Raw genomic sequence first — 25,317 nt, 5'->3', positions numbered from 1 at the left:
CATCGGATTCATATCCACGGCTGAGCTCATCGACAGCTGCGACGCGGACCGTGGCCACATGGTCATCACATCTCGCCCTTCGCGCTACGCCGTCGTCGCCCTCGCCGGATTCGCCGCGCTCTCGCTGGCCGCATGCGGCTCGTCGACTACGTCGTCGGCTCCCAGCTCCACGACCAGCGGCTCGACGGCACCGTCGGCCGCCGCCGGCCCGACCCCCGGACCCGGCGGCCACAACGGCAAGGACCGGGTGGACGGGCTGGTCAGTGCGGTATCCGGTGGCACGGTGAACGTGACGGGACGGCAGGGCCCGGCCACCGTGAACATCACCGGATCGACGCACATCGCCCAACTCAGTTCCGCACAGCTCACCGACATCACTCCGGGCGAGTGCATCCAGGTCCATCCCACGAAGGACAGCGGCGGCGCTCCCGCCGTCACGGCCGCCGCAGTCCTCGTCGGTCAACGAGCCGGGAACCAGTGCGGACCCAAGGGCGGCAATCAGCAACACGGCGTCGCCGGAACCGTCACATCGGTGAACGGCAACTCGATCGTGGTGACTGCGGCGGACAACAGCACGGCCACGGTGACCGTGACCGCCAACACCCGGTACGAAAAGCGTTCCGACGCCAACGCTTCAGCGATCACCACCGGCGTATGCCTGGCGGCCCACGGCACCAAGGACAGCAGTGGCGTCCTGCAAGCCACAGGTGCGACGGTGCGGCCGGCCACTAACGGCAACTGTGGCGGCGGGCGCCCGCAACACTAGTCAGGCAGGCTGTTGCTCAGCCGCTCTGTCGCCGCCACATAGTCCTCGATGAACTCGCGGACGACCTCGCGGGCCGGCTTCACCTTGTTCATCAGCCCGACGCCCTGCCCGACGAAGTAGGTCGCCAGTGCTTGCGCGCCCGGATGTCCTTGGGCGGCAAGCACATCGATGCGCCGGATGACGGGTTCGGCCAGCATGTTCTGCAGCGGCAACGGAAGTGTCTGGTGCCCAGCGGGATTCGGCTGCCATGCATCGGTCCATTCGGAGACCAGCTGACGCGCAGGCTTACCGGTGCGGCCCGTCGACCGCACCGTGTCGCGAGAGGTGGCGGCGAGCATCTTCTGCACGGTGTGCGGCGCCGTCTCGGCCTCCTCGGTGGTCAGCCACACCGATCCGGTCCAGGCACCGTCGGCACCCATCGCCACGGCGGCGGCCATCTGCCTGCCGGTCACGATGCCGCCTGCGGCCAACACGGGAATCTTGCTGCCGGTTTCGGCCAGCGCTGCCAGGACTTCGGGCACCAGCACCAGTGTCGACACCTCACCGCAGTGGCCGCCGGCCTCGGTGCCCTGCGCGATGATCATGTCCACGCCGGCGTGCACCTGTTTGACGGCGTGCTCACGCGCCCCCACCAGGGCCGCGACCGGAACGCCGCGCTCGCGGCCCGCGTCGATCATGTAATCGGGCGGAACGCCGAGCGCGTTGGCGATGAGCTTGATCGGATAGCTCAGCGCGACCTCGAGCAGTTCCTGTCCGGTGTCCCCCGACAACGACGAACCGCCCAGCCGCGGGTTGGGGTCAGGCTCGATGCCGTGCTCGGCGAGCGGTTGGGTTACGAAATCCCGGTATTCACCGGGGATCCGGTCCGCCAGCTGGCTGCGGGACAGGTGTTCACCCTTGCCCTCGAATTTCGCCGGGACTATGATGTCGGCGCCATACGGTTTTCCGCCGACCTGCTGGTCGATCCAGGTGAGCTCGCGGTCCAGTTGCTCGGGCGTGTAGGCGGTGGCGCCGAGGACGCCGAAGCCGCCGGCATTGGTCACCGCGGCCACCACGTCGCGGCAGTGGCTGAAGGCGAAGAGCGGGAAGTCGATCCCGAACTGCTCACAGATGGCAGGTTTCACCACGTCAGTATTGCCACGTGGAGTTGACGGGTGTCAAGTGTGGGATGGTTGCCGCAACGGCGCGAACGCGAACTCGGCCAAACCGTCGCGCGGATCGATGGCCGCCCTAAAACCCAATGCCTGCGCCGCATGCTCCGGCGAGGCCACGATGTGCCGAACGTCGCCACTGCGGTACTGGCCGGTGACGACCGGCTCTCCCGCCCCGCGGGCCTCGCACAGCCGGGTCGCCACCTCCATGATCGAGACGGGTCGCCCCGAGCAGACGTTGAACGCGTTGAAACCGTCCAGACCGGCGCCCACCGCGGCCAGGTTGGCGGCCGCGACGTCGTCCACGTGGACGAAATCGCGCATCTGCCCGCCATCCTCGAAAACCCTTGGCCGTTGCCCGGATTCGAGCTGCGAGCGGAAGATGGCCGCGACGCCCGAGTACGGGGTGTCGCGCGGCATGTTGGGGCCGTAGACGTTGTGATAGCGCAGCGCGACCACCGACCCGGCGCCGGACTCCACCCACGCCAGGGCGAAATGCTCCTGCGCGGCCTTGCTGGCGGCATACAGACTGCGGGGGCGTAACGGCGCATCCTCGACGACGAGGTGCCACCGCAACCGTTCTCCGCCGATCGGGCAGCGGTGCTCGAACACTCCCGCGTCCAGATCCGCGCGGGTGCGCGCCGCCGGGTCAACCGGGCCGTGCTCCGGGCAGTCGTAGCCGCCCTGCCCGTACACCACCATCGACGACGCGAGCACCAACCGCGTGCAGCGTGCGGCATACATCTCGGCGAGCAGCACCGCCGTGCCGAAGTCGTTGTGTCCGGCGTATGACGGCGCGTCGGCCGCATCGACCCCGGCTCCCACCACGGCAGCCTGGTGGCACACCACGTCGACGCCCTCGAGCAGGGGTTTCAGCGCATCGCGGTCGCGGATGTCCACAAGGTGGCACTGCGGCGGCGGTTCGGCGGCGGGGCCGTGCGCGGCGGGCAGCATGGTGTCGACGGCGACGACCTCGTGGCCCGCCGACCGCAGCGCGACCGCGATCCGAGACCCGATGAAACCTGCAGCGCCGGTGAGCAGGACCCTCACGGCAACTCGAAAGGCAGTTTCACCCCGTCATGAGCCAGGCAGTGCGTGCAGGTGCGCTCGACGTCGACAGCCTCCAGCGCCTCGTGCGCCAACTTCTTGAACGGCACGATGTTCCGCTCGAACTCGGCGAACACGTCGACCGTGCGCACTCCCGCGCCGGCTTCGATACCCGCGTCCAGATCGGTCACCAAAGCGATTGCGGCATAACATATTTCGAGTTCACGAGCCAGCACCGCCTCCGGGTAGCCGGTCATGTTGACCAGCCGGAAGCCCTGGTCCGCGAACCAGCGACTCTCCGCACGCGTGGAGAAGCGCGGCCCCTGGATCACCACCATGGTGCCGCCGTCGACCACACCGGGCAGCCCGGCCGCTGCAGCGCGCAGCGTCGGACAGTAGGGGTCGGCGAAACTCACATGGATGCCGCCGGAATCGAAATAGGTGTCGGGGCGTGCGCTGGTGCGGTCGACCAGTTGATCGGGCACCACCATCGACCCCGGACCGAGGTCGGGGGTCAAGCTGCCGACCGCGCACGGCCCGAAGACGCGTCGCACCCCCAGCGCGCGCAGTGCCCACATGTTCGCCCGGTACGGCACGGTATGCGGCGAGTACTCATGATTCACGCCGTGTCTGGGGAGGAACGCCACCTCATGCTGGCCGACGGTGCCGACCGTGATGGGAGCGCTGGGGGCGCCGTACGGCGTGTCCACGCTGACGCTGCGCGCGTCCGGCCCGAAAAATGTGTAAAAGCCGCTACCGCCGACGACTCCGAGCACTAGTCGGTCTTGTCGCCGAGGTCCTGGGATCCGGGAACGTCGGTGGGCTTGACCTCGTCGACGGCTTCTTCGACGTCCGCGGGGGCGTCGACGTCGGCGTCCACATCGAGGTCGTCGTCGAGCTGGGCCCGGGCCTTGCGCGCACTGTCGCGGATCTCGAACGCATCGGTGGCCAGGCCGCCGATCGCCGCCGCCACGTCCTTGACCGCAGTCGTGATGATGTGGGTCACCTCGCCCACGGTCGACGCCACGGCCTCGACGGATTCCTGCAGCACATCCTTGCTGATCTCAGTCTTGCTGAGCCGGTCATTCATGCCGCCAGTGTAGGTCCGGTTTCTGGAGTACTCATACGATGGCGGCCGTGGCCAGTTTCGCTCAATGGATCGAGGGCGCCCGGCCCCGCACCTTGCCCAACGCCGTCTCCCCCGTGATCGCCGGGACCGGCGCGGCGGCGTGGCTCGGCGCGGCGGTGTGGTGGAAGGCGCTGCTGGCCCTGGCCGTCGCGGTGGCCCTGATCATCGGCGTCAACTACGCCAACGACTACTCCGACGGCATCCGCGGCACCGACGACGTGCGATCGGGCCCGCTGCGACTGGTCGGCTCCCGGTTGGCATCGCCCCGCGCAGTGCTGACCGCCGCGCTGTCGAGTTTGGCGGTGGGTGCCGTCGCGGGCCTGGCGCTTGCCGCGGTGAGCGCGCCGTGGCTGATCGCCGTGGGCGCGGTGTGTATCGCCGGAGCGTGGCTCTACACCGGCGGCAAGAAGCCCTACGGCTACCTCGGGCTGGGTGAGATCGCGGTCTTCATCTTCTTCGGTCTGGTGGCCGTGCTGGGCACGCAGTACACGCAGGCCCTGCGGATCGATTGGGTCGGCGTGGTGATGGCCGTGGTGATGGGCTCGTTGTCGTCGGCCGTGCTGGTCGCCAACAACCTGCGCGACATCCCGACCGACGCGGAGTCCGGCAAGATCACGCTGGCCGTGCGGCTGGGTGATGCCCGCACACGGGTGCTCTACCAGGTGTTGCTGGGCGTGGCGCTGGTCGGGACGCTGGCGCTGACCGCCGCCACCCCGTGGTGTCTGGTGGGTCTGCTGGCCGCGCCGCTCGCGGTGCGCGCGGCCCGGCCCGTGCGCGGAGGCAGCGGGGGCGCCGGGCTGATTCCCGTGCTGCGCGACACCGGGCTCACCATGCTGGTGTGGGCCGTCGCCGTTTCGCTGGCCTTGGTTTTCTAGCGCGAACTTCTTTGCGCGAACAGACGCTGCGGTCCGCGACACGCCGCGTTTCCGGTACCTCAGTGTCTGCTCGGCAGGAAAAGGCGACGGGGTTATCCACAGATTGGTGATGGCCTCTTCAATCGCAGCCGGCAAAACGGCCAGCATCGAGGGGTGCCCAGAGCTGCATTCGATCTCGAGAACTTCTTTGCCACCAACGGCGGTGTGGCCAGCACGGCGCAATTGAGATCGATCATGTCGCGCAAGACGCTTGCCGCGATGGTCCGCTCAGGCCAGATCCTGCGGGTCTGTCGCGGCGTGTACTCCGACCATGTCCCCGGCGTGATCGATCGACTTGCGGCCTTGGACATTCTGACCTCGATGCCGATCGTGGCGTGCATGAACACCGCTGCCGCACTCTATGGATTCGACACCGAGCACGACGACCGCATTCACATCCTCGACCCCGGCCTGCGGATTCGCCCCACCGACGGGCTGATGGTCCATCAGCGGGTCGGCGCACCGTTGAAAAGAGTCTCCGGCCGGCTGGCGACGGGCCCGGCGTGGACGGCCGTCGAACTCGCTCGCGTCCTGCGCCGACCGCGGGCGCTAGCCGTCCTTGATGCCGCGCTGCACGTCGGAGCTTGCAGCACCGAGGAATTGGAGTCCGCGGTGCGAGAACAAAAGGGCCGTCGGGGCATCGTTGCGGTGCGGGATCTGTTGATTCACGCCGACGCTCGCGCCGAGTCGCCGATGGAGAGTGAGATGCGGCTGGTGTTCATCGACTGGTGCGTGCCGACGCCGGAGTTGCAATACGAGATCATCGACCGCCACGGCGAGCGCTGGCGCGTGGACTTTGCCTGGCCCGACGCGAAACTGGCCGCCGAATACGACAGCGTGGCATGGCACGCCACACCCGAAGGCTTCAAACATGACCGACTGAAGGCCGCCCGGCTGCAGGAGTGCGGCTGGCGCACTGTCTCCGCGACGGCCGATGACATCCGCAGGCGTCCCGAGGAATTGGTGCGCCGGGTTATGTCGCACCTCGACGGCGCGGCACTTGCGGGCTGAGTTCCCGCTGAGTTTCCCCGCTGAGTTTCTCCGCGAGCAGTCACTGCGGTACCGGAACTGCGGCGTGTTGCGGACCGCAGCGTCTGCTCGCCGGGAGAAGTGGGCCCACGGCGACACCGCATTCCACTAACGTTGCTCCCCAGACCGGCCGACCGTCTGGAGACGCGCATGACCGTTTCGACCGCACACCCGCCGCCATCGGGCTCGGCGGCGACTCGCAGGGCCATCTGGAACACGATCCGCGGCTCGTCGGGCAATCTCGTCGAGTGGTACGACGTCTACGTCTACACGGTGTTCGCGACGTACTTCGAGAAGCAGTTCTTCGACCCCGCCGACCAGAACTCGACGGTCTACATCTACGCGATCTTCGCCGTCACCTTCGTCACCCGGCCCATCGGCTCGTGGTTCTTCGGCCGGTTCGCCGACCGCCGCGGCCGGCGCGCGGCACTGACCTTCAGCGTGTCGCTGATGGCGTTGTGTTCGCTCGTCATCGCGCTGGTGCCGGCCCGCGACAGCATCGGCGTGGCAGCCCCGATCGTCCTGGTGCTGTGCCGGCTGGTGCAGGGCTTCGCCACCGGCGGTGAATACGGCACATCGGCCACCTACATGTCCGAGGCCGCCACCCGGGAACGCCGCGGCTTCTTCTCGTCGTTCCAGTACGTCACGCTGGTCGGCGGACACGTGCTGGCCCAGTTCACGCTGCTGATCATCCTGACCGCGCTCAGCCCGACGCAGGTCGGCGAATTCGGTTGGCGCATCGCATTTGCCGTCGGTGGCGTGGCCGCCGTCGTGGTGTTCTGGCTGCGCCGGACGATGGACGAATCGCTGTCGGAGGAACAGCTCGCGGCGGTCAAGGCGGGGCAGGACAGCAGCTCCGGGTCGATGAGAGAACTGCTCACCAGCTACTGGAAGCCGCTGCTGCTGTGCTTCCTGATCACCATGGGCGGCACGCTGGCGTTCTACGCCTACAGCGTCAACGCGCCCGCGATCGTCAAGGCCACCTACAAAGACCAGGCGATGACGGCCACCTGGATCAACCTCATCGGGCTGATCTTCCTGATGGCGCTGCAACCGGTCGGCGGGCTCATCAGTGACAAGGTGGGGCGCAAACCGCTGTTGCTGTTCTTCGGGTTCGGCGGCGTGGTCTACACCTACGTGCTCTTCACCTACCTGCCTCAAACCCGTTCGCCCATCATGTCGTTCCTGCTCGTCGCGGTCAGCTATGTGTTGCTGACCGGCTATACCTCGATCAACGCGCTGGTGAAATCCGAACTGTTCCCGGCGCATGTGCGCGCGCTGGGCGTGGGAGTTGGCTACGCACTGGCCAATTCGATATTCGGCGGCACCGCGCCGGTGATCTACCAGGCGCTCAAGGAACAGCATCAGGTTCCGCTGTTCATCGCCTACGTGACGTTGTGCATCGCGATCTCACTGGTGGTGTACCTGTTCTTCCTGAAGAACAAGGCGGACACCTATCTGGACCGCGAGAAGGGCTCGGCGTTCGGCACGGCAGAATCAATGAGATGAGTGCGCTGCGGGTCGTCGTTGCCGACGACGATGTGTTGCTCCGGGAAGGCCTCGCGAGCCTGCTCGACCGGTCCGGATTCGACGTGGTGGGCCAAGCCGGCGATGCGACGGAACTGCTTGCCCTGGTTCGGGATCAGAAACCACAGCTGGCCGTGGTGGACATCAGGATGCCCCCGACGCACACCACCGAAGGGCTCGACGCCGCGAAAGTCATCCGCGACGAATGCCCCGACACCGGCATTCTCGTGCTCTCGGCGCACGTCGACGTCGAACACGCCACCGAGCTGCTGGCCAGCGGCCACGGTATCGGGTACCTGCTCAAATCCAGGGTCACCGACGTCACCGATTTCGTGGAGACCCTGGAACGCATCGCCAAGGGCGCATCCGTGGTGGACCCGGCACTGGTGTCCGAACTGGTGTCCGCGCGGCGGCGCAACGATCCGCTCGCGGCGCTCAGCGCCCGCGAACAGGAGGTGCTCATGCTGATGGCCGAGGGCCGCTCCAACGCGGGCATCGCGCGCCGGCTGTGGGTCACCGAGGGCACCGTGGAAAAGCACGTCCGCAGCATCCTGACCAAACTGAACCTGGCCGAGACTGCCGACGATCACCGTCGGGTCCGCGCCGTGATCACCTACCTGGAAGCGCGCTAGCCACCAGATTCTCGATCGCCGCGACCGACAGCGCGAACTTCGGCAGGAAGCCGACCGCCGGGCTGGTCTCGATCATCTCAGTCAGGTCCTGCTCGGCGTAAGTGGAGACCAGCACCACCGCGGGCCGGCGCGGCAAGTCGCTGCTCTGCAACTGTTCTGCCAGGTCGAACCCGCTTTCCGCGCCGAGCATGACGTCGACGACGGCGACGTCGGGCTGCAATTCGCGGCACAGCCTCACCGCGTCGCGGCTGTTGGTCGCGGACGCGACGACCTCGACGCCGCCGCGGGCCAGCATGCGGCACGCGGCGTCGCGGAAACCGGCGCTGTCATCGACGATGAGGCAGCGCATGGTGTCTCCGGGGGCCAATCATGCTTCCAGCCTCGCATCGGTGGACCTCGACGTCATTACCGCTAGCGGGAATTCCCGTCGACACTGAACCATCGGCGGTGGCCGCACGTCATTACGTAGGTGAGTGTGGCCACCGCATTACCCGTGCTGTCCCCTGCGCACTCCCGTGCCGTGGGTGCACGGATGCTCGGGCTGCTGCTGCGGCCCAGCGCCCCACCGATGATGGTGGGTGTCGCGGTGGCGGCGGCGTTCATCACCGCCGAGACGCTGCTGTCCTTCGTGGTGCGGCAACTGGCCCCGGGCAGCGCATGCGGGGCGCTGTTCCTGTTCGGGGTGCTGGTCATCTCGGCAGGCTGGGGTATCCGGTTGGCGGCGGCGACATCGCTGGCGAGCGCCGCGACCTACGTGCACTTCCACATGCAGACCACCGGCGGGATGCTGCCTGCCCACGCCGAGGACGTGGTGGCGCTGACGATCTTCCTGCCGCTGGCGTTCTTGATCAATGTGCTGGTGGGGCAGGCGCGGCTGCGCACCATCGAGGCCAGAGCGGGCAGACGCGCGGCCGATCTGGTCGCCGGCCAGCAGGCCGCGCTACGCCGGGTCGCCACCTTGGTGGCCCGCGGATCCGGTCCGGAGGAGGTGTACCCGGCGGCGGTGACGGAACTGGCCGGTGGGTTGGGCATGGATCACGTGGCGCTGTTGCAGTTCGGCGACGACGCCGCAGCGCCGGTGGTGCTGGCCTCGCGCGACCCGATCGGGGCACCGAAACTGGCTGTGGGCGAACGTTTCTGGCTCTACGGCTGCAGCGTGGCCGGTGAAGTCGCGGCAACCGGGGCCGCGGCGCGCATCGACGACTACGACGAGGTCGACGGTGCCACGGCAGCCCGCATCCGCGCCATCGGGATCCGCTCGGCGGTGGGCGCGCCGATCATCGTCGGCGGACAACTGCGCGGCGTGCTGGTGGCCGGTTCGACGCAACGGCACGCGTTCGGGGCCGAGACCGAGGCCCACGTCGGGGATTTCGCCGACCTGGTCGCCACCGCGATCAGCAACGCCGAGACCCGGGCCGCGCTCACCGCGTCGCGGGCCAGAATCGTGACCGCGGCCGATCAGGCGCGGCGCGGGTTCGAACGCGATCTGCACGACGGCGCCCAGCAGCGGGTCGTGTCGCTGGGCCTGGCCGTGCGGGCCGTCGAGGCGTCGGTGCCGGCCGATCAGCCCACGCTGCGCCGCGACATCGCCCGGCTTGCCTCTGGTTTGTCCGCGTTGTCCACTGAGTTGCAGGATGTTTCGCGAGGTATCCACCCGGCGATCCTGTCCAAGGGCGGGCTGGGCCCGGCGCTGCGTTCACTGGCCCGGCGCTCTCCCATCCCGGTGGACCTCGACCTCGACATCACCCGACCCGTGCCTGAATCCGTCGGCGTGGCAGCCTATTACGTCGTCGCCGAGGCGTTGACCAACGCCGCCAAACATGCCGAAGCCTCCGGTGTCGACGTGCGGGCGGTCACTGAGGGAGCCGAACTGGCGCTCTCGATCAGCGACGACGGGATCGGCGGCGCCACAACCGGTGCCGGGTCCGGGTTGACCGGGCTCACCGACCGTGTCGAGGCATTGAGCGGGCAGCTGACCGTGATCAGCCCACGCGACATCGGTACCACGCTGACGGCACGGATTCCGCTGAGCTGCATCGAGCCTCGCAGTCCACAGCTGGCGGGATAGCGGCTACCGGCTGATCCCCAGTGCGGCGAGCAACCGGTCGAGATCGTCCTCGGTGTTGTACAGATGAAAACCCACGCGGACGGCCCCCGCCCGCATCGACGCGCGAATCCCAGCCCGCTGCAACCGCTCTGCCGCATCGGCGATCGGAATCGACACGATCGCCGAATCCTGTTGGGGCAGCTCGATCTCGGCTCTCAGCCGATTGGCCAGCCCGACGGCGTGCTGCTTGACCGCCACCTGATCCAGCGACGCGAGCCACGGCAGCGTCAGCCCCGCACCCAGCACGCTGAACCAGGCCGGCGAGGTGTCGAACCGGCGGGCGTCGGCCGCCAACCGCAGCGGCAGCCCGTAGATCGACTGCCAGGGCTGCTCACCGGCATACCAGTTGGCCGCGTGCGGCGTCATGGTCGCAGCCACCCGCTCGCTCAACGACATCCACGCGGTGCCGCGCGGCGACAGCAGCCATTTGTACACCGCGGCCACCGTGACGTCCACCCAGCTCACATCGGGGCACGCCCAGCCGAGGGCCTGCGTCAGGTCGACGATCGTGAGCGTGTCGGCGCCCTGCACGGCCGCACGCAATGCCGCGAGATCAAGCGCGGCACCGTTGGCCGACTGTACGAGACTGACCGACACCACATCGAAGTCCGCGGCACGATCGATCAGCTCGGTGGGCGTCAGCTCGGTGACGGTGATGCCGCGGCCCTGCGCGGCGAACGGGAAGGTGGTGCTGGTGAATTCGCCCGCGAGCACCGCGACGCGGCTACCGTCGGGAATGGCGGCGGCCACCAGACCCAGTGCCGCCGACACGTTCCCGGCCATCGCCACCGACTCGACAGGAACCCCGGCCAGCCGCGCATACCCGGCCCGTCCCGCGCCCACGGGTTCGTCGAACGATGCGGCTTGCATGGTCCCGGCCTGCCAGTCGGCGAGACAGCCCTGCAGGGCGTCGAGCAGGAACTGTGGCGGCAGCCCGTACGTGGGCGTGTTGAGAAACCCTTCGGCACCGGCGAATTCGGCACCGAAGGCAGTTCTCACGACTTCGGGTCCTCACCGCGCAGCCGCGCCTGAAGTTGTTCTCGGTCCTCGCGCCGACGCTCATCGAGCGCCGCGACGGACGCCGTGGCGCGCTCCCGCAACGGGCGGAACAACCAAATCCCCAGCGGCAGCGCGATCACCAACGCGAACAACAACGCCACCACGATCGGGAACTCACGCACACCGAGCAGGTGGCCGCCGGCGAAGATCACTCCCGCCAGCACCGCGACGAGGACCAATCGGGCCGCGACGTAAACCAACACATCGGCGACCAACCGGGCCACCGGACGACTTCCTGACACCACCTGAGCCTACCGACGACGCGTATATTCAGGTAAAGGAGGTTTCGAGTGGCTTACCTACTCCTGTTGCTCGTCTTGGGCTGCCTGGTTTATGTCGGATGGCGGCTGGCGCGGGCGACGGCGACCAAACCCAAGACTCGCGTGATCGGCCCCGACGACGATCCCGAATTCTTGCGTCGGCTCGGACACGGCGACAACCCGCGACCCTGACCGGCCGCGGGTTCGTGCAGCACGTCAGCCGCGCAGCTCACTGCGGCGCTGCCGCGGCTTGGCAAAGTCACTGGCGACCACCGCAGCCAACTCGATCAACGCTTCCCGCGTCTTCGGCTTGAGCCGCTCCAAGCTGATCTCGGCGCCTTCTTCCAGATGCGGATCGAACGGCACCAACCGCACCGCGCGGCACCGCCGCGAGAAGTGATCCACCACCTTCGACAGATCCACCTTCCCCGACCGCGGCCGCACCGCGTTGACCACCGCGATCGAATTGCGCACCAGATCCTGATGCCCGTGCGCGTCGAGCCAGTCCAGCGTGGCCGAGGCACTGCGCGCCCCATCGACCGAGCCGGAGCTGATCACGACCAGCACGTCGGCCTTGGACAACACCGCGGACATCGCCGAATGCATCAGGCCGGTGCCGCAGTCGGTCAGCACCAGGCTGTAGAACCGCTCCAGCACCTCCAGGGTGCGCACATAGTCGTCGGAGCTGAACGCCTCCGACACCGCGGGATCGCTTTCCGAGGCCAGCACCTCGAGCCGGCTGGGCCCCTGCGAGGTGTAGGCCCGCACATCGCTGTACCGCTCGATGCCCTCGGCGTCGCGCAGCAGGTGGCGCACCGTCGCGGCGGTCTCCAGCGGAACCTTCTGGCTGAGCGTGCCCCGATCCGGGTTGGCGTCCACGGCCACGACCCGGTCACCGCGGATGGACGCGAACGTGGCGCCCAGCGTCGCGGTGATGGTGGTCTTGCCGACACCGCCCTTGAGCGACAGCAGCGCGATGCGGTAGCAGCCCTGCAGCGGTTGACGCACCTGCGCCAGCAGGTCGTTGTGGTGATTGACCTTGGGGCTCTCCCCCACGTTGACCAGCTTGAACGTCGACAGGTACAGCAGCTTGCGCCAGCCGGACGACGGCGGGTTCTTGCGCTGCCCGAGCAGCGCCGTGGTCGACAGGTCGCGGTACGGGGACGAGAAATCGGGCTGGGCAGCCTGGGCAGCCTGTGCGGGCTGGGCAGGCGCCACGGGCACCGCGTGCGGGGACTCGACCACGGGAACTCCGTGCGGCGGGGTCGGGGCCGTCCACTCCGGTGGCGGTGCCGCACTGGTGGCCGGATCGCTGAACCGCTGCTGCCCGCGGAAACCGGACACGGACGACGCCGGTTGCTCGACTACCTGTGCCGGAGGGGCCCCGGCGTGACTGACCGTCGGCTCGTCGGGTGCGGTCGTGGACACATCCACCGTGCCGTGCTCAGTTGACTCGGACATGGAATCTCCCCTCCATACGGGCGCGATGCGCTACCAGCGCACCACATCACCTAACCAACGCCGGCGTACGAGTGCAGCCCGACGGTAACCAGATTGATGAAAAACAGGTTGAACACCATCGCAACGAAGCCCACCACATTGATCCACGCGGCCTTGCGGTCGCGCCAACCGGCGGTCGAACGGGCGTGCAGGTACGCGGCGTACACCACCCACGCGATGAACGACACCGTCTCCTTGGGGTCCCAGCCCCAGTAGCGGCCCCACGCCTCCTCGGCCCAGATGGCGCCGAAGATCACCCCGAAGCCGAAGATGGGGAACGCGAAGATGGTCGTCCGGTAGGCGATGCGGTCGAGGGTCTGTGCGTCGGGCAGACGCTGGATGATCCGCCCGAACGCATTCTCGCGTTCGGCCAGGGGCGACATCTTGACCAGGAACAGGATGCTCGCGACACCGGCCACCAGGAACACCCCGGAGCCCAGGCTGACCACAGACACGTGGATCGGCAGCCAGTACGACTGCAGCGCGGGCATCACCGGTGCGGCGTTGGTGTAGAGCCAGTGACCCGACACCGCCAGCAGGATCAGCACCGGCACCAGCACGAACACCCACAACGCGCGGTACTGCGGCCGGCGCAGCACGATCGCCGACGCGATCAGCCCCGCGAAGCAGGTCAGGTTGATGAACTCGTACATGTTGCCCCACGGCACCCGCGAGGTGGCCAGACCACGCAGCACGATGCAGCCGAACAACAGCGCGATGCCGACGTAGACCAGGGCCAGGCCGGCGCGGCCGATCCGCTCGTCGGTGGATCGGGCGGGGACGTCGGCGATGACGCCGGGGGTGGTGCTGTCGGCTCCGACCGTGGCGCCGATGCGGACGACCGCCCCAACCATTTGCTCTTCGCGCGAGCGCTCATCGACCTTGCGGCCGCGGCTGTAGGCGAGCTCGACCGCCAGCAACAGCAGGGCACCAACCAGAACCACCACCGACGAGGTGAAAGCCCAGTCCGAGTACCGGGCCAACCCGATATCGATGTGCTCTGTATTCATACGCGCGTCACTCTCCCAGCAGCCGTTGCGTCAATCGCTCGAACTCGTCGCCCCACCCGGAGTTGTCGGTGCGCGCCAGTCCGCCCAGCTCGACGCTCACGGTACCCGCCTGAGCGGGTTGGATCCGAACCCAGACCCGGCGCCTGCGCACCACCAACGACACCAGCAACCCGGCCATCATCGACATGGCGAACACCAGCACCCACACCTGCGCGGGATCGTGCGACACCTGCAGGTTGATGAACGGCACCGCCCCGTCGAACCGAACCGTGGTGCCGTCGTCGAGGCGGGTGACCTGCCCCTTGACCAGGTTGACCCGCGCCACCTTCGTGAGCCGCTTCTGGTCGATGAGACGCGGATCCAGGGAGAACAGCGACTGTGGCCTGCCGGTGTCCAAGCCCGTGTCGCCGCGGTAGATGTCGACGGCGACCGCAGGATCGTTGAGCGCCGGGAAGCTGGACGACAGCAGCGTGCCCTCGAGCTGTTTGGTCGGGGCGAACAAGCCCTGGATGGCGATCTGATGTTTGCGGCGCTCGTCGGCGTCGGGGTAGCTGCCGCCCGGCGGATCGATCCGGACGACGCCGGAGGACAGCAGGGTCAGCGGCTCCTCAGGCTTCCACTGCACGGTCTGGCTGCGGGTCTTCCCGTCCGGGAAGGTGACGGTGAACGACGGCGCGTACCCGTGTCCCTGCAGGTAGATGCGGTTGCCGCCGATGCGCAGCGGGTGGTTGACCTCGAGCCGGTAGGGCCGCCAGGTGTTGGCAGCAAGATCGTGGCCGGCCTGATAGTCGATGTTGGCGGCGAACGACAAAGCCTGGCCCGACGGCAGATAGTGCGCGTCGAAATCGTTGACTCGCAGGCAGATGGGGTCCAACGAGGTGCCGTCGACGGTGTTGCCTGCGCGGAACGAATCGAACGCCGCCGGGGACGCCGAGCAGAAGCCCGGGCCACCGTCGGCGATGACGATGACGTTGCCTTCGTAGCCGAACAGCTTTCCCGCGGCGACCGCGACCAGCAGCCCGAGCAGCGAGAAGTGGAAGACGATGTTGCCGAACTCGCGCAGATAGCCTTTTTCGGCCGAGACCTCGGTGACGCCGTCTTCGGTGCGGGTGACCGTGCGCCAGCCCTTGAGCCGCTGCGTCACCCGCTCGGCCAGCTTCTCCGGATCGCCGCTGACCTGCTCGGCGTGATACTTCGGCAGCCGGGCCAGGTTGCGCGGCGCGGCCACCGGAACGGCCCGCAAGGTGCGGACATGCTCGAGCATCCGCGGGGTCAGGCACCCGACCAGCGAGATGAACAGCAGCACATAGATAGCGGTGAACCAGAAGCTGGAAAAGACGTCGAAGGCCTGCACCCGGTCCAGCCACGGGCCGATGGTCGAGTGCTTGGTGAGGTATTCGTCGACCTTCGACGAGTTGAGGCTGCGCTGCGGCAACAGAGCACCCGGGATGGCGCCGAGCGCCAGCAGGAACAGCAGCACCAGCGCCGTGCCCATCGACGTCAGCGTCCGCCAGGTGTTCCGAACCAGCGCGAACAGACGCTGCGGTACCCCGACACGCCGCGTTTCGGGGACGTTCATGTCTGCTCGCGATTCGGTGTCGGTCATATCGGCAACCTCACGTCACTGACGAAGGCGTCGCGCACCCAAGACACGAAGTCGTTCCACAGGCCCGTGACGAGGGCGGTACCGACCAGGATCAGCAGGATCCCGCCGAAGATCTGGATGGCGCGGGTGTGGCGCCGCAACCAGCCCAGCCCCTGTACGGCGCGCGCCGAGCCGAGGGCCAGCAACACGAACGGGATGCCCAATCCCAGGCAGTACGCCAGCACCAGGGTCACGCCGCGCGCGACGCTGGCGCCGTCGGTCGCCGACGCGACCGCGATCACGCCGGTCAGAGTCGGCCCCAGGCACGGGGTCCAGCCCAGCGCGAACACCGCGCCCAGCAGCGGAGCACCCGCCAGCGTCGACCATTGCCGCGGCGTGAACCGCGCTTGCCGCTGAAGCATCGGCACGAACCCGACGAACACCAGACCCATCACGATGGTGACGACGCCACCGATGCGTTGCAGCAGCAGCTGGTTGGCGATCAGCGTGGTGGTCATGCCGAGGACCGCGACGGCGCCCAGCAGGAACACCACGGTGAACCCGGCGACAAACAATGCCGCCGCCCCGGCCACCCGCAGGCGCGCGGTCTTCACGCCGACCGTGCCTGCCGCGGCATCGGCCTCGTCGACCCCGACGACCGCGGCCAGGTACGAGAGATAGCCCGGAACCAGCGGCACGACGCACGGCGACGCGAACGACACGACGCCGGCCAGCACGCTGACCCCCAGGGCCAGCAGCACGGGGCCTGCGGCCGCGATCTCGGCGAATCCGGTCATGCCTTGGGCTCCGGCTCGGCTGCCAGCTTCTCCACGACCGGCTGCAGATCCTCGGCCAGCAACTCCCGCAGGAACACCGCCGCGACGCGGTGCTGACGGTCGAGCACCACCGTCGAGGGGATCACCGTCGTCGGGTACTTGCCGCCGAAGGCGATCATGGTGCGCATCGCCGGGTCATAGATCGACGGGAACGTGACCTTGCGGTCGGTGACGAAATCGACTGCGGCATCACGGTTGTTGTCCCGCACGTCGATGCCGAGGAATGCCACGCCCTTGTCGCGGGTGGCCTCGTAGACCTTCTGCAACTGGCTGATCTCGGCACGGCACGGGCCACACCACTGACCCCACACGTTGATCACCACGACCTTGCCCGCAAAATCGTCGAGCGCCAGCGTCTTGTTCGGATCGGTGAGCTCCGGCCCGCTCAGTTTGCCTGGGGTGCCGCGCTTTTCGGGTGGATCGTAGAAGATGTCGGTCTTGCCGCCCGGGGCGACGAACTCGAACGTGCCGCCCTGCGCGACGGCGTCGTCACCGGTCGAACAACCGGAGACCAACAGCACCGCCGCAAGCAGCGCGACCAACCACTTCACTAGATTCCCCAGGGCTCCGAATATCCCCAGCGGACCAGACGGTCGTCGTCGAACGTGAACGACGTGAGGGAGGACAGGTTGCACAACCGGCTGTGCGGCAGCGGCAGATGCGCGAGTTTGCGGCCCGTCATCGCGCGGCGCAGCGTCTCGACCGGGAGTTGGTGGCTCACACACACCGCCTCGTGACCGGCAGCCTTCTCGCGAGCCCGATTGAGCGCAGCCATCATTCGTGGGGCGATCTGGTCGTAGGGCTCGCCCCATGACGGCTTCATCGGGTTGCGCAGCCGAGGCCAGTTCCGCGGATCGCGCAGCGCACCGTCACCGGGCGACACCCGCTGCCCCTCGAACTGATTCCACGATTCGATGAGATCGTCGTCGACGTTGATGGGCAGGCCGTGACGTTCGGCGATGGGTGTCGCGGTCTCCTGGGCCCGCTCCAACGGCGAGGCCACCACGTACACGATGTCGTTGTGCGCCAACCAATCCGCCGCGGCCTGAGCCTGCGCCCGGCCCCGGTCGGACAGGTGATAGCCCGGCAGGCGCCCGTAGAGCACCTTCTCCGGGTTGAACACCTCACCGTGACGCATGACGTGCACGGTCGTCCGAACTGTCACGGCGTGGCCTCCGCGGCGGCACGTGCCGCACCGGGCAGGGCGTCGGCGATGCGCTCGAACGCCGCATCATCCAAAATGCTTGAGACAAACCAGGTTTCGAACGCGCTACACGGCGGGTAGACGCCGGCCTCCAGCAGCGCATGGAAGAACGGCGGGAAGCGCCAGGTCTGCGTGGCCTTCGCGGCGGCGAAATCGTGCACCGGCTCGTCGGAGAAGAACACGCTGAGCATGTTCCCCGCCCGCTGCACCTGGTGCGCGACGCCGGCGTCGGTCAGCGCGGAGGTCAGCAGGCCCGCCAACGTGTCGGCGTTGGCGTCGAGCCGGGCGTAGGCCGCGTCGTCGGCGTTGCGCAGCGTCGCCAGCCCGGCAGCCATCGCCACCGGATTTCCCGACAGCGTGCCCGCTTGATAGACGGGGCCCAGCGGCGCCAGCCGCCCCATCACCTCGGCGCTGCCGCCGAACGCCGCGGCGGGCAGCCCGCCGCTCATGACCTTGCCGAACGTGAAGAGATCCGCGTCCACGGGATCGAGCCCGTACCAGCCGGCCTTGCTGACGCGGAAGCCCGTCATCACCTCGTCGAGGATCAGGACCGCACCGTGGGCGGCGGTGATGCGGCGCAGCGCGGCGTTGAAGCCCGGCAGCGGCGGCACCGTGCCCATGTTCCCGGGGCTGGCCTCGCTGATGACGCACGCGATCTCGTCACCGAAGCGCTTGAACACGTCCTCGACGGCTTCGACGTTGTTGTACGGCAGCACGATGGTGTCGGCCGCCGCGGCACCGGTGACGCCGGGCGAGGACGGCAGGCCCAGGGTCGCGACGCCGGAACCGGCATCGGCCAGCAGTGCGTCGCTGTGGCCGTGGTAGCAACCCGAGAACTTGATGATCTTGGCGCGCCCGGTGTAGCCACGCGCCAGCCGGATGGCGCTCATGGTGGCCTCGGTCCCGGAGTTCACCAACCGCAGCTTCTCGACCGGCGCGACCCGGCCGATGATCTCGGCGGCCAGCTCGGTCTCCGACGGCGTCGGGGCGCCGAAGCTGAGCCCGTGCGTCGCGGTCTTCTGAACCGCCTCGACGACGGCCGGGTGGGCATGGCCGAGCAGCGCCGGGCCCCACGAGCAGACGAGGTCGACGTAGCGGTTGTCGTCGGCGTCGGTCAGCCAGTAGCCCTGCGCCGAGGTGATGAACCTCGGCGTACCGCCCACAGAGTTGAAGGCCCGGACCGGGGAATTCACTCCCCCGGGGATGACGGCGCAGGCATCGGCGAACAGTTCGGCCGAGCGCTGGGTGACAGGCATGGCCACCAGTGTCCCAGCCGGTGCAAACCCGTCAACTACAGGGTGTAATAGTGGCCCGTCATCGCGGGCGAACCGCGGCCGGGATCGGACCCTTGGCCACCGTGGTGAACGGCACTTCGACCGGGAACCGGGCGCAGGTCGCGACGACCTCGACCGCTCGCACGATGGTGGCCAGCGCCAGCGTCGTCTCGAGCCGCGCGAAATGCTCGCCGATGCACGAGCGCGCACCACCGGCGAACGGGATGAAACACCAGCGGTCCCGCTCCCGGGTGTTCTGCGGGCTGAACCGGTCGGGGTCGAACACCTGCGGATCCGGCCACAGTTGCGGGTCGTGGTGTACGGCGTAGATACCCAACGCCACCAGGCTGCCCGCCTGGACCCGGTATCCGTCCACGGCAATGTCGCGCAGCGCCAGGCGGCCCACCCCTGCGGCCGGCGGGCACAGTCGCAGCGCCTCGTTGAGCACCTGCACGGTGTAGCCGAGGCTCGGCACGTCGGCCGGGGTCAATTCACGGTCTCCGAGCGCGGCGGCCTCGGCGGCCACCCGCTCCTGAATCTCGGGATGGCGGCCCAATTGCCACAGGGCGTAGGTCAGAGCGGTCGCGGTCGTGTCGTGCCCGGCCAGCATGAAGATCAGCAGGTCGTTGCTGATGTCCTCATCGGACAGCGGCCGGCCGGTCTCCGGGTCGGTGGCCGCGATCAACGCCTGCACCAGCGGGGCGTCCCGCTCCGGATCGGAGCGACACGCCCGCAGGATCTCATTGGTCACCGCACGCATCGCCGCGACCGCGGCCCACGCGCGGGCGCGCGCCGGGGTGGGGAGCCACCTGGGCGCGCGAACCGGCCGCAGTGCCCGGTCGGTGGTGTACGACGACGCGACATGCATGTGCTCGACGATGACGCCGGCGCGCTCGTTGAGGTCGACACCCAACACCGAACGGCCCAGCGACTGCATGGTGACCCGGCGGCATTCGGCATCGAGGTCGATCTCGCCGCCGTCGCCCCAGCTGTCGACCGCGGTCTGTGCAGCCCGCGACATGTGACCGCCGAAGGCCTGCACGTTCTGCCTGGTGAACACCGGCTGCAGGGCGCGTTTACGGGGCCGCCACTGCTCGTTCGGCAGCACGAACAGGCTGTCACCGGCGGCGTGCCGCACCTCGTCGTGCACGATGCACCGCTCGGCGAACGCGTCGTTGCGCCTAAGCACGTCGCGGATCCCGTCCGGGGAGAACACCGCGACGAGCGGGGGCATGAGCCACGCCGGCCCGAACTGCACTCGGGTGACGGGCCCGCCCGCGGCACGCAGGAGCAACTGCCCGGTGTCGAGTTCCCGCACGGCGTTTGCCAGTTGCCGGATGGACAGCGGATTGCGAGGTGCAAGGGGCAAGGCGCTGACGTCATCGGCCTTCGCTGCGGCGTTCATCACCATCAGTTGTAGCCGAACGTGTCACCCAGTCGGGGTCAGCGCGAACACCGCGCGGTGACAGTGAGGTTGAACGCGATCTGATTGAACACTGTGCGAACAATCCGTCCAGGCTTGAGGTGGGCCATGACGCACGAGTTTGATGGGAGCATGCAGTTACCGCAATCGTTGGCTCGCTTCAATCGCCACGTGACCAATCCCATCCAGCGCCTGTGGGCCGGCTGGGCCCCGACCTTCGGAATCCTTGAGCACGTCGGCCGCAAATCGGGCAAGACCTACCGCACCCCGCTGAGCGTGTTCAGCACTGACGAGGGCGTGGCGATCATGCTGACCTACGGCCCGGATCGGGACTGGCTCAAGAACCTCACCGCCGCCGGTCACGCTCGGATCCGCCGCCACGGCAAGACCATCGAGGTTCAGGACCCGCGGGTGGTGACCAAGGAAGAGGCCGCCGAGCATGTGACCGGGGTGATGCATCGCCCGTTCGCGCGGCTGCCGTTCGAGCAGGCCGTCCTGCTGACCAAGGTGTAGCCGCAGGCTCTCCCCCGCTCGCGTCAGCCCTCGGCCACCTCGTTGTGCACCCGGCGGGCCCACCTGGCGGATTCGGCCAGTGCCGCGTCCACCACAGAGTCGGCGGTCGCGAACAGCGGTGTGTTGCGATCGGCATCGGCGATCGGTAGCACCGCCGCACAACGCATCACCAGGGCTCCCAGCGCCAGCGATGTTCTAGGGGGCACCACCAGCAACGTGATGTCCGCATTGCGTCCGGTCACCCTGATCAGGCGGAGACGCTTGGGACGCATCACGGTTGCCCACCGGTTGCCGACGACCATTGCGTCCAGGTCGACCTGCCCGTCGGTCTCCGACCAATTCAGACAGATCTCGACGATCTCGCCCAGCTGCTGCTGCAGAGCGGCAACCAGGTTGGGCAGTTCGGTGGCCAGCGACCCGGAATAGGGCCACCACGCCCCGTCGATGTCGGCTCCCAATTGCTTCGCCAACACGACCCGTACCGGTCGCGCTGAGCGTCGGGGGCCTTCCAAGCCGTTCATGACGTCGTAGGACCGGCCAGCGACTGACTGTCGGGGACATCTGAAAACAGCGGTGCCTGAACGGGTATGGCGGCGCTGGCATCGTCGCGGGGATCGACGGGCGGACGAGAATGGGAAAAGACGACGGAAGACTCCATAAGCCCGCTCCTAGGTCGGTGTGGGTCCGGCCGCTTACGCCAATGATGAGGCGGTGGGAACCACCAATCGATGCGTGATTGCAGGCTGATCGCGTCGACAATGGAAGGATCCGAACGGCTGACGCCGTCGGTTACCCCGCTGAGAGATGTGACGCCTACCTGCACCAACCTACACCCACTCCCATCATCGCTCGCGCTCGCCAACGTCCCATACCGGCTACCGAGCCGGACCACATCGGGCATACCGCGCACGCGGGAGGGCCGTCGCCCGTACGTCGTCACGTGACCGGCCGATGTCGCGTCGTCGCCGGTTCGAAGAATGCGACCGGTTCACGGCCAAGCCCGCCAAACTCGCCACCGGCGGACGGCGAGTGCGCGTCGACGGTAGAACCAGCATGGGCGAAGGCACCGTGAAGCGGCACGACGACAACAAGGGTTCGGCTTCAGCACTCAAGATGACGGCGCGCCAGACGTATTCGGTCACCACACCGATCTTCAGAGCGGCGTGCTGAGCACATTGAAAGTTCACCAGCGGGTGACGTTCGATGTTCCTCGAAGCGCCAAAGAACCTCGGGCCGTGTGTTTTACGATCCGTTGACGCTCCACAGAACAGTTCGGTGCGCGCGAAGTGGGCGCTTCCTGGGAGGCAGAACTCTTTCAGTAGACCCCCATTCAGGCGATAGTGTTGTAGGCCAACCGTGTTGACAAGGTCTGTAGCGTCGCGTTGACTGGAGCCTCCGTGGCTGCGCTGCGGTATTTCGGAATCCGATCGACGGGTATCGTCGCCGCCGCCCCAGGCCCCTGCGGCGGACGACAGAAGGACAGCCATGACGCACGCCACGCGGACTGTGGCCGACAGCGCCACGGCATCATGAAACGCGACGTGGGCGTCCACCTCGGCGTCGACATCATCGAACCGACATCGCTGGAGTTTCAGATCGCTGTTGCCCGGCAGGCCAATACCGAAGTGTTCGAATCACTTTCCTTCGATATGAACGGTGAGCAACTACAGCCGACCGAGGTTATCGGCGCGCACGGCAGCCGGATCCACAAACTAGATGCCCGGCAAGGGCGGCTCACGGTCGACTACACAGCCACGGTTGTCGGCCGTGCCGACCCCGCCCCCGTGACGGACTACGACCTCTCGGTGTATCTCCGCCCCAGTCGCTACGCCGAGTCGGACAAGTTCTTCGGCTTCGCCGCAACGGAATTCGGCGGCTACCGGGACTCGGCGACGCTACTGGAGAAAGTCTCGTCGTGGGTGGGCAGCAGGCTGAGCTATGTGCCAGGTTCGAGCGATCCGATCGACGGAGCCGTCGACACCCTGCTGGCGGGCGCCGGGGTATGCCGCGACTTCGCCCACCTGGCGGTGGCGCTGCTGCGGGCAGTCAACGTACCCGCGCGGATGGTGTCGGTGTACGCACCGGGATTGCAGCCCATGGATTTTCATGCGGTCGCCGAGGCGCACGTCGACGGCTCATGGCGCGTGGTCGACGGTACTCGGCTGGCTCCGAGGCAGAGCCTGGTGCGGATTGCCACCGGCCGCGACTCCGCAGACACCGCATTTCTCGATAACCACGGGGGTTCGGTCACACTGTGCGACATGAGGGTGTTCGCCGTCGTCGACGGGGAACTCCCCAGGGATTCGCTCGAACAGCTGGTCTCGATCGGCTGACGCATGTGCTGGCGGCGACCGGCTCGGCAGACGCCACCGCACCCGGTGATCCCGACGCAGGCGGCGTCGGCGGGCTCCGGCCGAGGGCCGCCTTCGGCCGATTTGCCTGCACCACGTACACTACAAGCAACTCGGCGGTACTTCGTCGCCTGACTGGTCAAAGTCACGCCGTCGCCGATTCGAAGAATGTGGCCGGTCGCGGTCAAGGCGGGAGCGTCGCGCTGACGCCGCAACATGACAGCAGCACGGTCCGGAAGCAACGTACGACACCCGCGCGGTTGGCCATTCCGCGCTCATGAGCGCTGCCCGGCCCGGGAAGTGCTCGACAGCCTTCCTGGTCTGCGCGCAGCCCACCGACGAGTTATCCGTTGGGCACCAGATTTGGACGCATCGACATGCGTTCATGGAAAAAAGAGAAAGTAGTAACAGCATGACCGAAGGAACCGTGAAGTGGTTTAACAACGACAAGGGCTTTGGCTTCATCGCCCCGGATGGCGGTGCGCCAGACGTGTTCGTTCACCACTCCGAGATCCAGGGCAGCGGCTTCCGCTCGCTCGAAGAGAACCAGCGGGTGAAGTTCGACATCACTCAGGGCAACAAAGGCCCACAAGCCGTGGCCGTGACCGCCCTCTGATCACCTCCGGAACCCCGGGACTGCAGCCGCGGCAAAGCGCGCCGTCCCGGGGTTTCGCGCGTCGAGACCGCCGTGGCACAGGCGCTCACCGTGCGCTGAACAGCCGGCCGCAGCCCTCCACAGTGACGATGTGCCCATGGGATCTAGTTCATAGTTCAAAAAAATGCGTCCAACTGCGAAAACGCTGATCTTGTTGACGTAGGCAGGAACGCACTTGCCAGATCGGGCAGGCGCCGGCATGTCCCATGAGTGGGACGGCAAATCGGTTTTGGCTGCAATACCGGGTACGTTGCATGGGGCTATCTAGGCAGACATCGCGGACACGCGCCGGTCGGGCTAACACAGAAGGGGACCCTGTTGCAGAGACATTTGACCGACGTCGAGATTCTCAAGGAGCTCGAGCCGGTTGCTGAGGCAGGTCTCAATCACCACCTCAAAGTCGCCAAGGAGTGGCACCCGCACGACTACGTGCCGTGGGACCTCGGCCGTAACTTCGCAGCCCTTGGCGGCGAGGATTGGGACCCTGAGCAATCTCGGCTTTCCGAAGTCGCCAAGGTCGCGATGGTCACCAATCTGCTCACCGAGGACAACCTGCCGTCCTATCACCGGGGCGCGGCCAATCACTTCTCCCTCGACGGCGCCTGGGGACACTGGGTCAACCAGTGGACCGCCGAGGAAAACCGGCACGGCATCGTCATCCGCGACTACCTCGTCGTCACCCGCGGAGTGGACCCCGTGGCGCTGGAGCGCATGCGCATGGAGCACATGCGCAACGGCTATGACCCCGACGAAGAAGAACGCGACATCCATGAGCCCGGCCCGCTGATGATTTCGGCGTACGCCACGCTGCAGGAGCTCGCCACCCGCGTCAGCCACCGCAACACCGGCAAGATCTGCGACGACCCGATCGCCGAGTCGATGCTGCAGCGCGTCGCGACCGACGAGAACCTGCACATGGTCTTCTACCGCAACATGTTCTCGGCCGGTTTCGACCTCGCCCCCGACCAGGCGATGGAGGCGGTGTGCGCGATCATCGAAGGGTTCCGGATGCCCGGACGCGGCATGCCGAACTGGCGCCGCAACAGCGTGATCATGGCCAAGCACGGCATCTACGATCTGCGCCAGCACCTCGAAGAGGTCGTCATGCCCAACGTCAAGAAGTGGCGGATCTTCGAACGCACCGACGTGACCGCGATCGGCGAGAAGCGCCGCGAGCAGCTCGCCGACTACCTGGAGGACCTGCAGAAGCAGGTCGTCAGGTTCGAGGAGCAGCGCGACCGGATGCTCGCACGCGAGGCCGCCAAGGCCGAGCGCTCGGCGTAACCGCGCGCCCAGTGGCCAGTTGATGCACGCCTTGAGCGAAAAAGCGTGCGATAACTGGCCA

28 protein-coding genes and 1 pseudogene are annotated in these 25,317 nt (G+C 67.5%); 13 read left to right on the top strand and 16 right to left on the bottom strand.

Annotated features, from left to right (window positions below; genetic code table 11):
• Positions 1-58: 58 nt before the first annotated feature.
• Positions 59-766 carry a DUF5666 domain-containing protein gene (locus BTO20_RS05335; protein WP_087073985.1) on the top strand — a complete coding sequence of 236 codons (708 nt, stop codon included), beginning with the start codon at positions 59-61 and terminating at the stop codon, positions 764-766.
• On the opposite strand, the gene BTO20_RS05330 is transcribed toward BTO20_RS05335, so the two are convergent.
• From BTO20_RS05330 to BTO20_RS05315, 4 genes are read right to left on the bottom strand one after another with little or no spacing between them, the layout of a single operon-like run.
• Positions 763-1,890 (bottom strand): NAD(P)H-dependent flavin oxidoreductase, encoded by a 1,128-nt coding sequence (locus BTO20_RS05330; protein WP_087081650.1) that lies wholly within the window; start codon positions 1,888-1,890, stop codon positions 763-765. The genes BTO20_RS05335 and BTO20_RS05330 overlap by 4 nt on opposite strands.
• Before the next feature lie 33 nt (positions 1,891-1,923).
• On the bottom strand, positions 1,924-2,967 hold the full coding sequence (locus tag BTO20_RS05325; protein ID WP_087073983.1) for an NAD-dependent epimerase/dehydratase family protein: 1,044 nt from the start codon (positions 2,965-2,967) through the stop codon (positions 1,924-1,926).
• Complete coding sequence (locus BTO20_RS05320) at positions 2,964-3,740, bottom strand: S-methyl-5'-thioadenosine phosphorylase (RefSeq protein ID WP_087073981.1); 777 nt, start codon at positions 3,738-3,740, stop codon at positions 2,964-2,966. The genes BTO20_RS05325 and BTO20_RS05320 overlap by 4 nt, the downstream gene beginning before the upstream one ends.
• Positions 3,740-4,054 carry a hypothetical protein gene (locus BTO20_RS05315; RefSeq protein WP_232491044.1) on the bottom strand — a complete coding sequence of 105 codons (315 nt, stop codon included), beginning with the start codon at positions 4,052-4,054 and terminating at the stop codon, positions 3,740-3,742. Before BTO20_RS05315 ends, BTO20_RS05320 begins: the two co-directional genes overlap by 1 nt.
• Positions 4,055-4,101: 47 nt before the next feature.
• Between BTO20_RS05315 and BTO20_RS05310 the strand changes: the two genes are divergently transcribed.
• The 4 genes from BTO20_RS05310 (at position 4,102) to BTO20_RS05295 (ending at position 8,195) form a co-directional block, all read left to right on the top strand.
• Positions 4,102-4,968, top strand: a complete 867-nt coding sequence (locus BTO20_RS05310; RefSeq protein WP_087081649.1) for a 1,4-dihydroxy-2-naphthoate polyprenyltransferase — start codon at positions 4,102-4,104, stop codon at positions 4,966-4,968.
• Positions 4,969-5,121: 153 nt separating this feature from the next.
• Positions 5,122-6,018 (top strand): type IV toxin-antitoxin system AbiEi family antitoxin domain-containing protein, encoded by an 897-nt coding sequence (locus tag BTO20_RS05305; RefSeq protein ID WP_087073979.1) that lies wholly within the window; start codon positions 5,122-5,124, stop codon positions 6,016-6,018.
• 168 nt (positions 6,019-6,186) lie between these two features.
• Positions 6,187-7,545 (top strand): MFS transporter, encoded by a 1,359-nt coding sequence (locus BTO20_RS05300; protein WP_087073977.1) that lies wholly within the window; start codon positions 6,187-6,189, stop codon positions 7,543-7,545.
• Positions 7,542-8,195 (top strand): response regulator, encoded by a 654-nt coding sequence (locus tag BTO20_RS05295; protein ID WP_087073975.1) that lies wholly within the window; start codon positions 7,542-7,544, stop codon positions 8,193-8,195. The genes BTO20_RS05300 and BTO20_RS05295 overlap by 4 nt, the downstream gene beginning before the upstream one ends.
• Here the strand turns inward: BTO20_RS05295 and BTO20_RS05290 are convergent.
• Complete coding sequence (locus tag BTO20_RS05290) at positions 8,173-8,544, bottom strand: LytR/AlgR family response regulator transcription factor (protein ID WP_087073973.1); 372 nt, start codon at positions 8,542-8,544, stop codon at positions 8,173-8,175. The genes BTO20_RS05295 and BTO20_RS05290 overlap by 23 nt on opposite strands.
• Positions 8,545-8,727: 183 nt before the next feature.
• Between BTO20_RS05290 and BTO20_RS05285 the strand changes: the two genes are divergently transcribed.
• Entirely contained in the window at positions 8,728-10,263 is a 1,536-nt protein-coding gene (locus BTO20_RS05285) for a GAF domain-containing protein (protein ID WP_087081647.1), read from the top strand.
• Positions 10,264-10,266: 3 nt separating this feature from the next.
• Here BTO20_RS05285 and BTO20_RS05280 read toward each other — a convergent pair whose 3' ends face one another.
• Both BTO20_RS05280 and BTO20_RS05275 read right to left on the bottom strand, forming a co-directional pair.
• Entirely contained in the window at positions 10,267-11,301 is a 1,035-nt protein-coding gene (locus BTO20_RS05280; RefSeq protein ID WP_087073971.1) for an aminotransferase class V-fold PLP-dependent enzyme, read from the bottom strand.
• Entirely contained in the window at positions 11,298-11,603 is a 306-nt protein-coding gene (locus tag BTO20_RS05275) for a DUF4229 domain-containing protein (protein WP_087081645.1), read from the bottom strand. Before BTO20_RS05275 ends, BTO20_RS05280 begins: the two co-directional genes overlap by 4 nt.
• Positions 11,604-11,651: 48 nt before the next feature.
• Here BTO20_RS05275 and BTO20_RS05270 point away from each other — a divergent pair, with 48 nt between their 5' ends.
• Positions 11,652-11,813: a hypothetical protein gene (locus tag BTO20_RS05270; RefSeq protein ID WP_087073968.1), complete on the top strand. Its 162-nt coding sequence runs from the start codon at positions 11,652-11,654 to the stop codon at positions 11,811-11,813.
• 24 nt (positions 11,814-11,837) lie between these two features.
• Here BTO20_RS05270 and BTO20_RS05265 read toward each other — a convergent pair whose 3' ends face one another.
• From BTO20_RS05265 to BTO20_RS05230, 8 genes are all read right to left on the bottom strand, one after another.
• Positions 11,838-13,082: a MinD/ParA family ATP-binding protein gene (locus BTO20_RS05265; protein ID WP_232491043.1), complete on the bottom strand. Its 1,245-nt coding sequence runs from the start codon at positions 13,080-13,082 to the stop codon at positions 11,838-11,840.
• 50 nt (positions 13,083-13,132) lie between these two features.
• Entirely contained in the window at positions 13,133-14,131 is a 999-nt protein-coding gene (gene ccsB, locus BTO20_RS05260; RefSeq protein ID WP_087073966.1) for a c-type cytochrome biogenesis protein CcsB, read from the bottom strand.
• A 7-nt stretch (positions 14,132-14,138) separates the two neighbouring features.
• Positions 14,139-15,626 (bottom strand): cytochrome c biogenesis protein ResB, encoded by a 1,488-nt coding sequence (locus BTO20_RS05255; RefSeq protein WP_198344463.1) that lies wholly within the window; start codon positions 15,624-15,626, stop codon positions 14,139-14,141.
• Positions 15,627-15,733: 107 nt separating this feature from the next.
• On the bottom strand, positions 15,734-16,513 hold the full coding sequence (locus tag BTO20_RS05250; protein ID WP_087073961.1) for a cytochrome c biogenesis CcdA family protein: 780 nt from the start codon (positions 16,511-16,513) through the stop codon (positions 15,734-15,736).
• A complete protein-coding gene (locus BTO20_RS05245) occupies positions 16,510-17,103 on the bottom strand; it encodes a TlpA disulfide reductase family protein (protein ID WP_198344264.1) in 594 nt (197 codons plus the stop codon). Before BTO20_RS05245 ends, BTO20_RS05250 begins: the two co-directional genes overlap by 4 nt.
• The gene (locus BTO20_RS05240) at positions 17,103-17,690 is read right to left on the bottom strand and encodes a histidine phosphatase family protein (RefSeq protein WP_087073959.1); all 588 of its coding nucleotides are present in this window, start codon (positions 17,688-17,690) and stop codon (positions 17,103-17,105) included. Before BTO20_RS05240 ends, BTO20_RS05245 begins: the two co-directional genes overlap by 1 nt.
• 23 nt (positions 17,691-17,713) lie before the next feature.
• Complete coding sequence (gene hemL, locus BTO20_RS05235) at positions 17,714-19,012, bottom strand: glutamate-1-semialdehyde 2,1-aminomutase (RefSeq protein ID WP_087081639.1); 1,299 nt, start codon at positions 19,010-19,012, stop codon at positions 17,714-17,716.
• A gap of 58 nt (positions 19,013-19,070) precedes the next feature.
• Complete coding sequence (locus BTO20_RS05230; protein ID WP_198344263.1) at positions 19,071-20,435, bottom strand: cytochrome P450; 1,365 nt, start codon at positions 20,433-20,435, stop codon at positions 19,071-19,073.
• 150 nt (positions 20,436-20,585) lie between these two features.
• On the opposite strand from BTO20_RS05230, the gene BTO20_RS05225 reads away from it, so the two are divergent.
• Positions 20,586-20,966, top strand: a complete 381-nt coding sequence (locus tag BTO20_RS05225) for a nitroreductase family deazaflavin-dependent oxidoreductase (protein WP_087073954.1) — start codon at positions 20,586-20,588, stop codon at positions 20,964-20,966.
• 23 nt (positions 20,967-20,989) lie between these two features.
• Here BTO20_RS05225 and BTO20_RS05220 read toward each other — a convergent pair whose 3' ends face one another.
• Complete coding sequence (locus tag BTO20_RS05220; RefSeq protein ID WP_332460278.1) at positions 20,990-21,439, bottom strand: DUF5994 family protein; 450 nt, start codon at positions 21,437-21,439, stop codon at positions 20,990-20,992.
• Between the two features lie 478 nt (positions 21,440-21,917).
• Between BTO20_RS05220 and BTO20_RS40245 the strand changes: the two genes are divergently transcribed.
• The 5 genes and pseudogenes from BTO20_RS40245 (at position 21,918) to BTO20_RS05200 (ending at position 25,256) form a co-directional block, all read left to right on the top strand.
• Positions 21,918-22,136 (top strand): hypothetical protein, encoded by a 219-nt coding sequence (locus BTO20_RS40245; RefSeq protein WP_232491042.1) that lies wholly within the window; start codon positions 21,918-21,920, stop codon positions 22,134-22,136.
• Positions 22,109-22,222: pseudogene (locus BTO20_RS40240) on the top strand (hypothetical protein); the annotation flags it as partial. The gene BTO20_RS40245 and the pseudogene BTO20_RS40240, both read left to right, overlap by 28 nt.
• A gap of 273 nt (positions 22,223-22,495) precedes the next feature.
• A complete protein-coding gene (locus BTO20_RS05210; RefSeq protein WP_087081637.1) occupies positions 22,496-23,299 on the top strand; it encodes a transglutaminase-like domain-containing protein in 804 nt (267 codons plus the stop codon).
• A gap of 430 nt (positions 23,300-23,729) precedes the next feature.
• On the top strand, positions 23,730-23,933 hold the full coding sequence (locus BTO20_RS05205) for a cold-shock protein (protein ID WP_087073950.1): 204 nt from the start codon (positions 23,730-23,732) through the stop codon (positions 23,931-23,933).
• Between the two features lie 357 nt (positions 23,934-24,290).
• Positions 24,291-25,256 (top strand): acyl-ACP desaturase, encoded by a 966-nt coding sequence (locus BTO20_RS05200; RefSeq protein ID WP_087073948.1) that lies wholly within the window; start codon positions 24,291-24,293, stop codon positions 25,254-25,256.
• Positions 25,257-25,317: the final 61 nt, after the last annotated feature.

The sequence above is a fragment of the Mycobacterium dioxanotrophicus genome (genome assembly GCF_002157835.1).
GTDB lineage: Bacteria > Actinomycetota > Actinomycetes > Mycobacteriales > Mycobacteriaceae > Mycobacterium > Mycobacterium dioxanotrophicus.
Note: the sequence above shows the minus strand (reverse complement) of the source record. Positions and strands in the feature narration are given on the sequence as shown.

Bases quoted from the DNA above. Each gene is read 5' to 3' on its own strand.
- BTO20_RS05335 (WP_087073985.1), top strand. From the start codon at position 59: ATGGTCATCACATCTCGCCCTTCGCGCTACGCCGTCGTCGCCCTCGCC.
- BTO20_RS05315 (WP_232491044.1), bottom strand. From the start codon at position 4,054: ATGAATGACCGGCTCAGCAAGACTGAGATCAGCAAGGATGTGCTGCAG.
- BTO20_RS05300 (WP_087073977.1), top strand. From the start codon at position 6,187: ATGACCGTTTCGACCGCACACCCGCCGCCATCGGGCTCGGCGGCGACT.
- BTO20_RS05295 (WP_087073975.1), top strand. From the start codon at position 7,542: ATGAGTGCGCTGCGGGTCGTCGTTGCCGACGACGATGTGTTGCTCCGG.
- BTO20_RS05290 (WP_087073973.1), bottom strand. From the start codon at position 8,544: ATGCGCTGCCTCATCGTCGATGACAGCGCCGGTTTCCGCGACGCCGCG.
- BTO20_RS05285 (WP_087081647.1), top strand. From the start codon at position 8,728: ATGCTCGGGCTGCTGCTGCGGCCCAGCGCCCCACCGATGATGGTGGGT.
- BTO20_RS05265 (WP_232491043.1), bottom strand. From the start codon at position 13,082: ATGTCCGAGTCAACTGAGCACGGCACGGTGGATGTGTCCACGACCGCA.
- ccsB (WP_087073966.1), bottom strand. From the start codon at position 14,131: ATGAATACAGAGCACATCGATATCGGGTTGGCCCGGTACTCGGACTGG.
- BTO20_RS05255 (WP_198344463.1), bottom strand. From the start codon at position 15,626: ATGGGCACGGCGCTGGTGCTGCTGTTCCTGCTGGCGCTCGGCGCCATC.
- BTO20_RS05250 (WP_087073961.1), bottom strand. From the start codon at position 16,513: ATGACCGGATTCGCCGAGATCGCGGCCGCAGGCCCCGTGCTGCTGGCC.
- BTO20_RS05240 (WP_087073959.1), bottom strand. From the start codon at position 17,690: ATGCGTCACGGTGAGGTGTTCAACCCGGAGAAGGTGCTCTACGGGCGC.
- hemL (WP_087081639.1), bottom strand. From the start codon at position 19,012: ATGCCTGTCACCCAGCGCTCGGCCGAACTGTTCGCCGATGCCTGCGCC.
- BTO20_RS05230 (WP_198344263.1), bottom strand. From the start codon at position 20,435: ATGAACGCCGCAGCGAAGGCCGATGACGTCAGCGCCTTGCCCCTTGCA.
- BTO20_RS05225 (WP_087073954.1), top strand. From the start codon at position 20,586: ATGCAGTTACCGCAATCGTTGGCTCGCTTCAATCGCCACGTGACCAAT.
- BTO20_RS40245 (WP_232491042.1), top strand. From the start codon at position 21,918: ATGTCGCGTCGTCGCCGGTTCGAAGAATGCGACCGGTTCACGGCCAAG.
- BTO20_RS05210 (WP_087081637.1), top strand. From the start codon at position 22,496: ATGAAACGCGACGTGGGCGTCCACCTCGGCGTCGACATCATCGAACCG.
- BTO20_RS05205 (WP_087073950.1), top strand. From the start codon at position 23,730: ATGACCGAAGGAACCGTGAAGTGGTTTAACAACGACAAGGGCTTTGGC.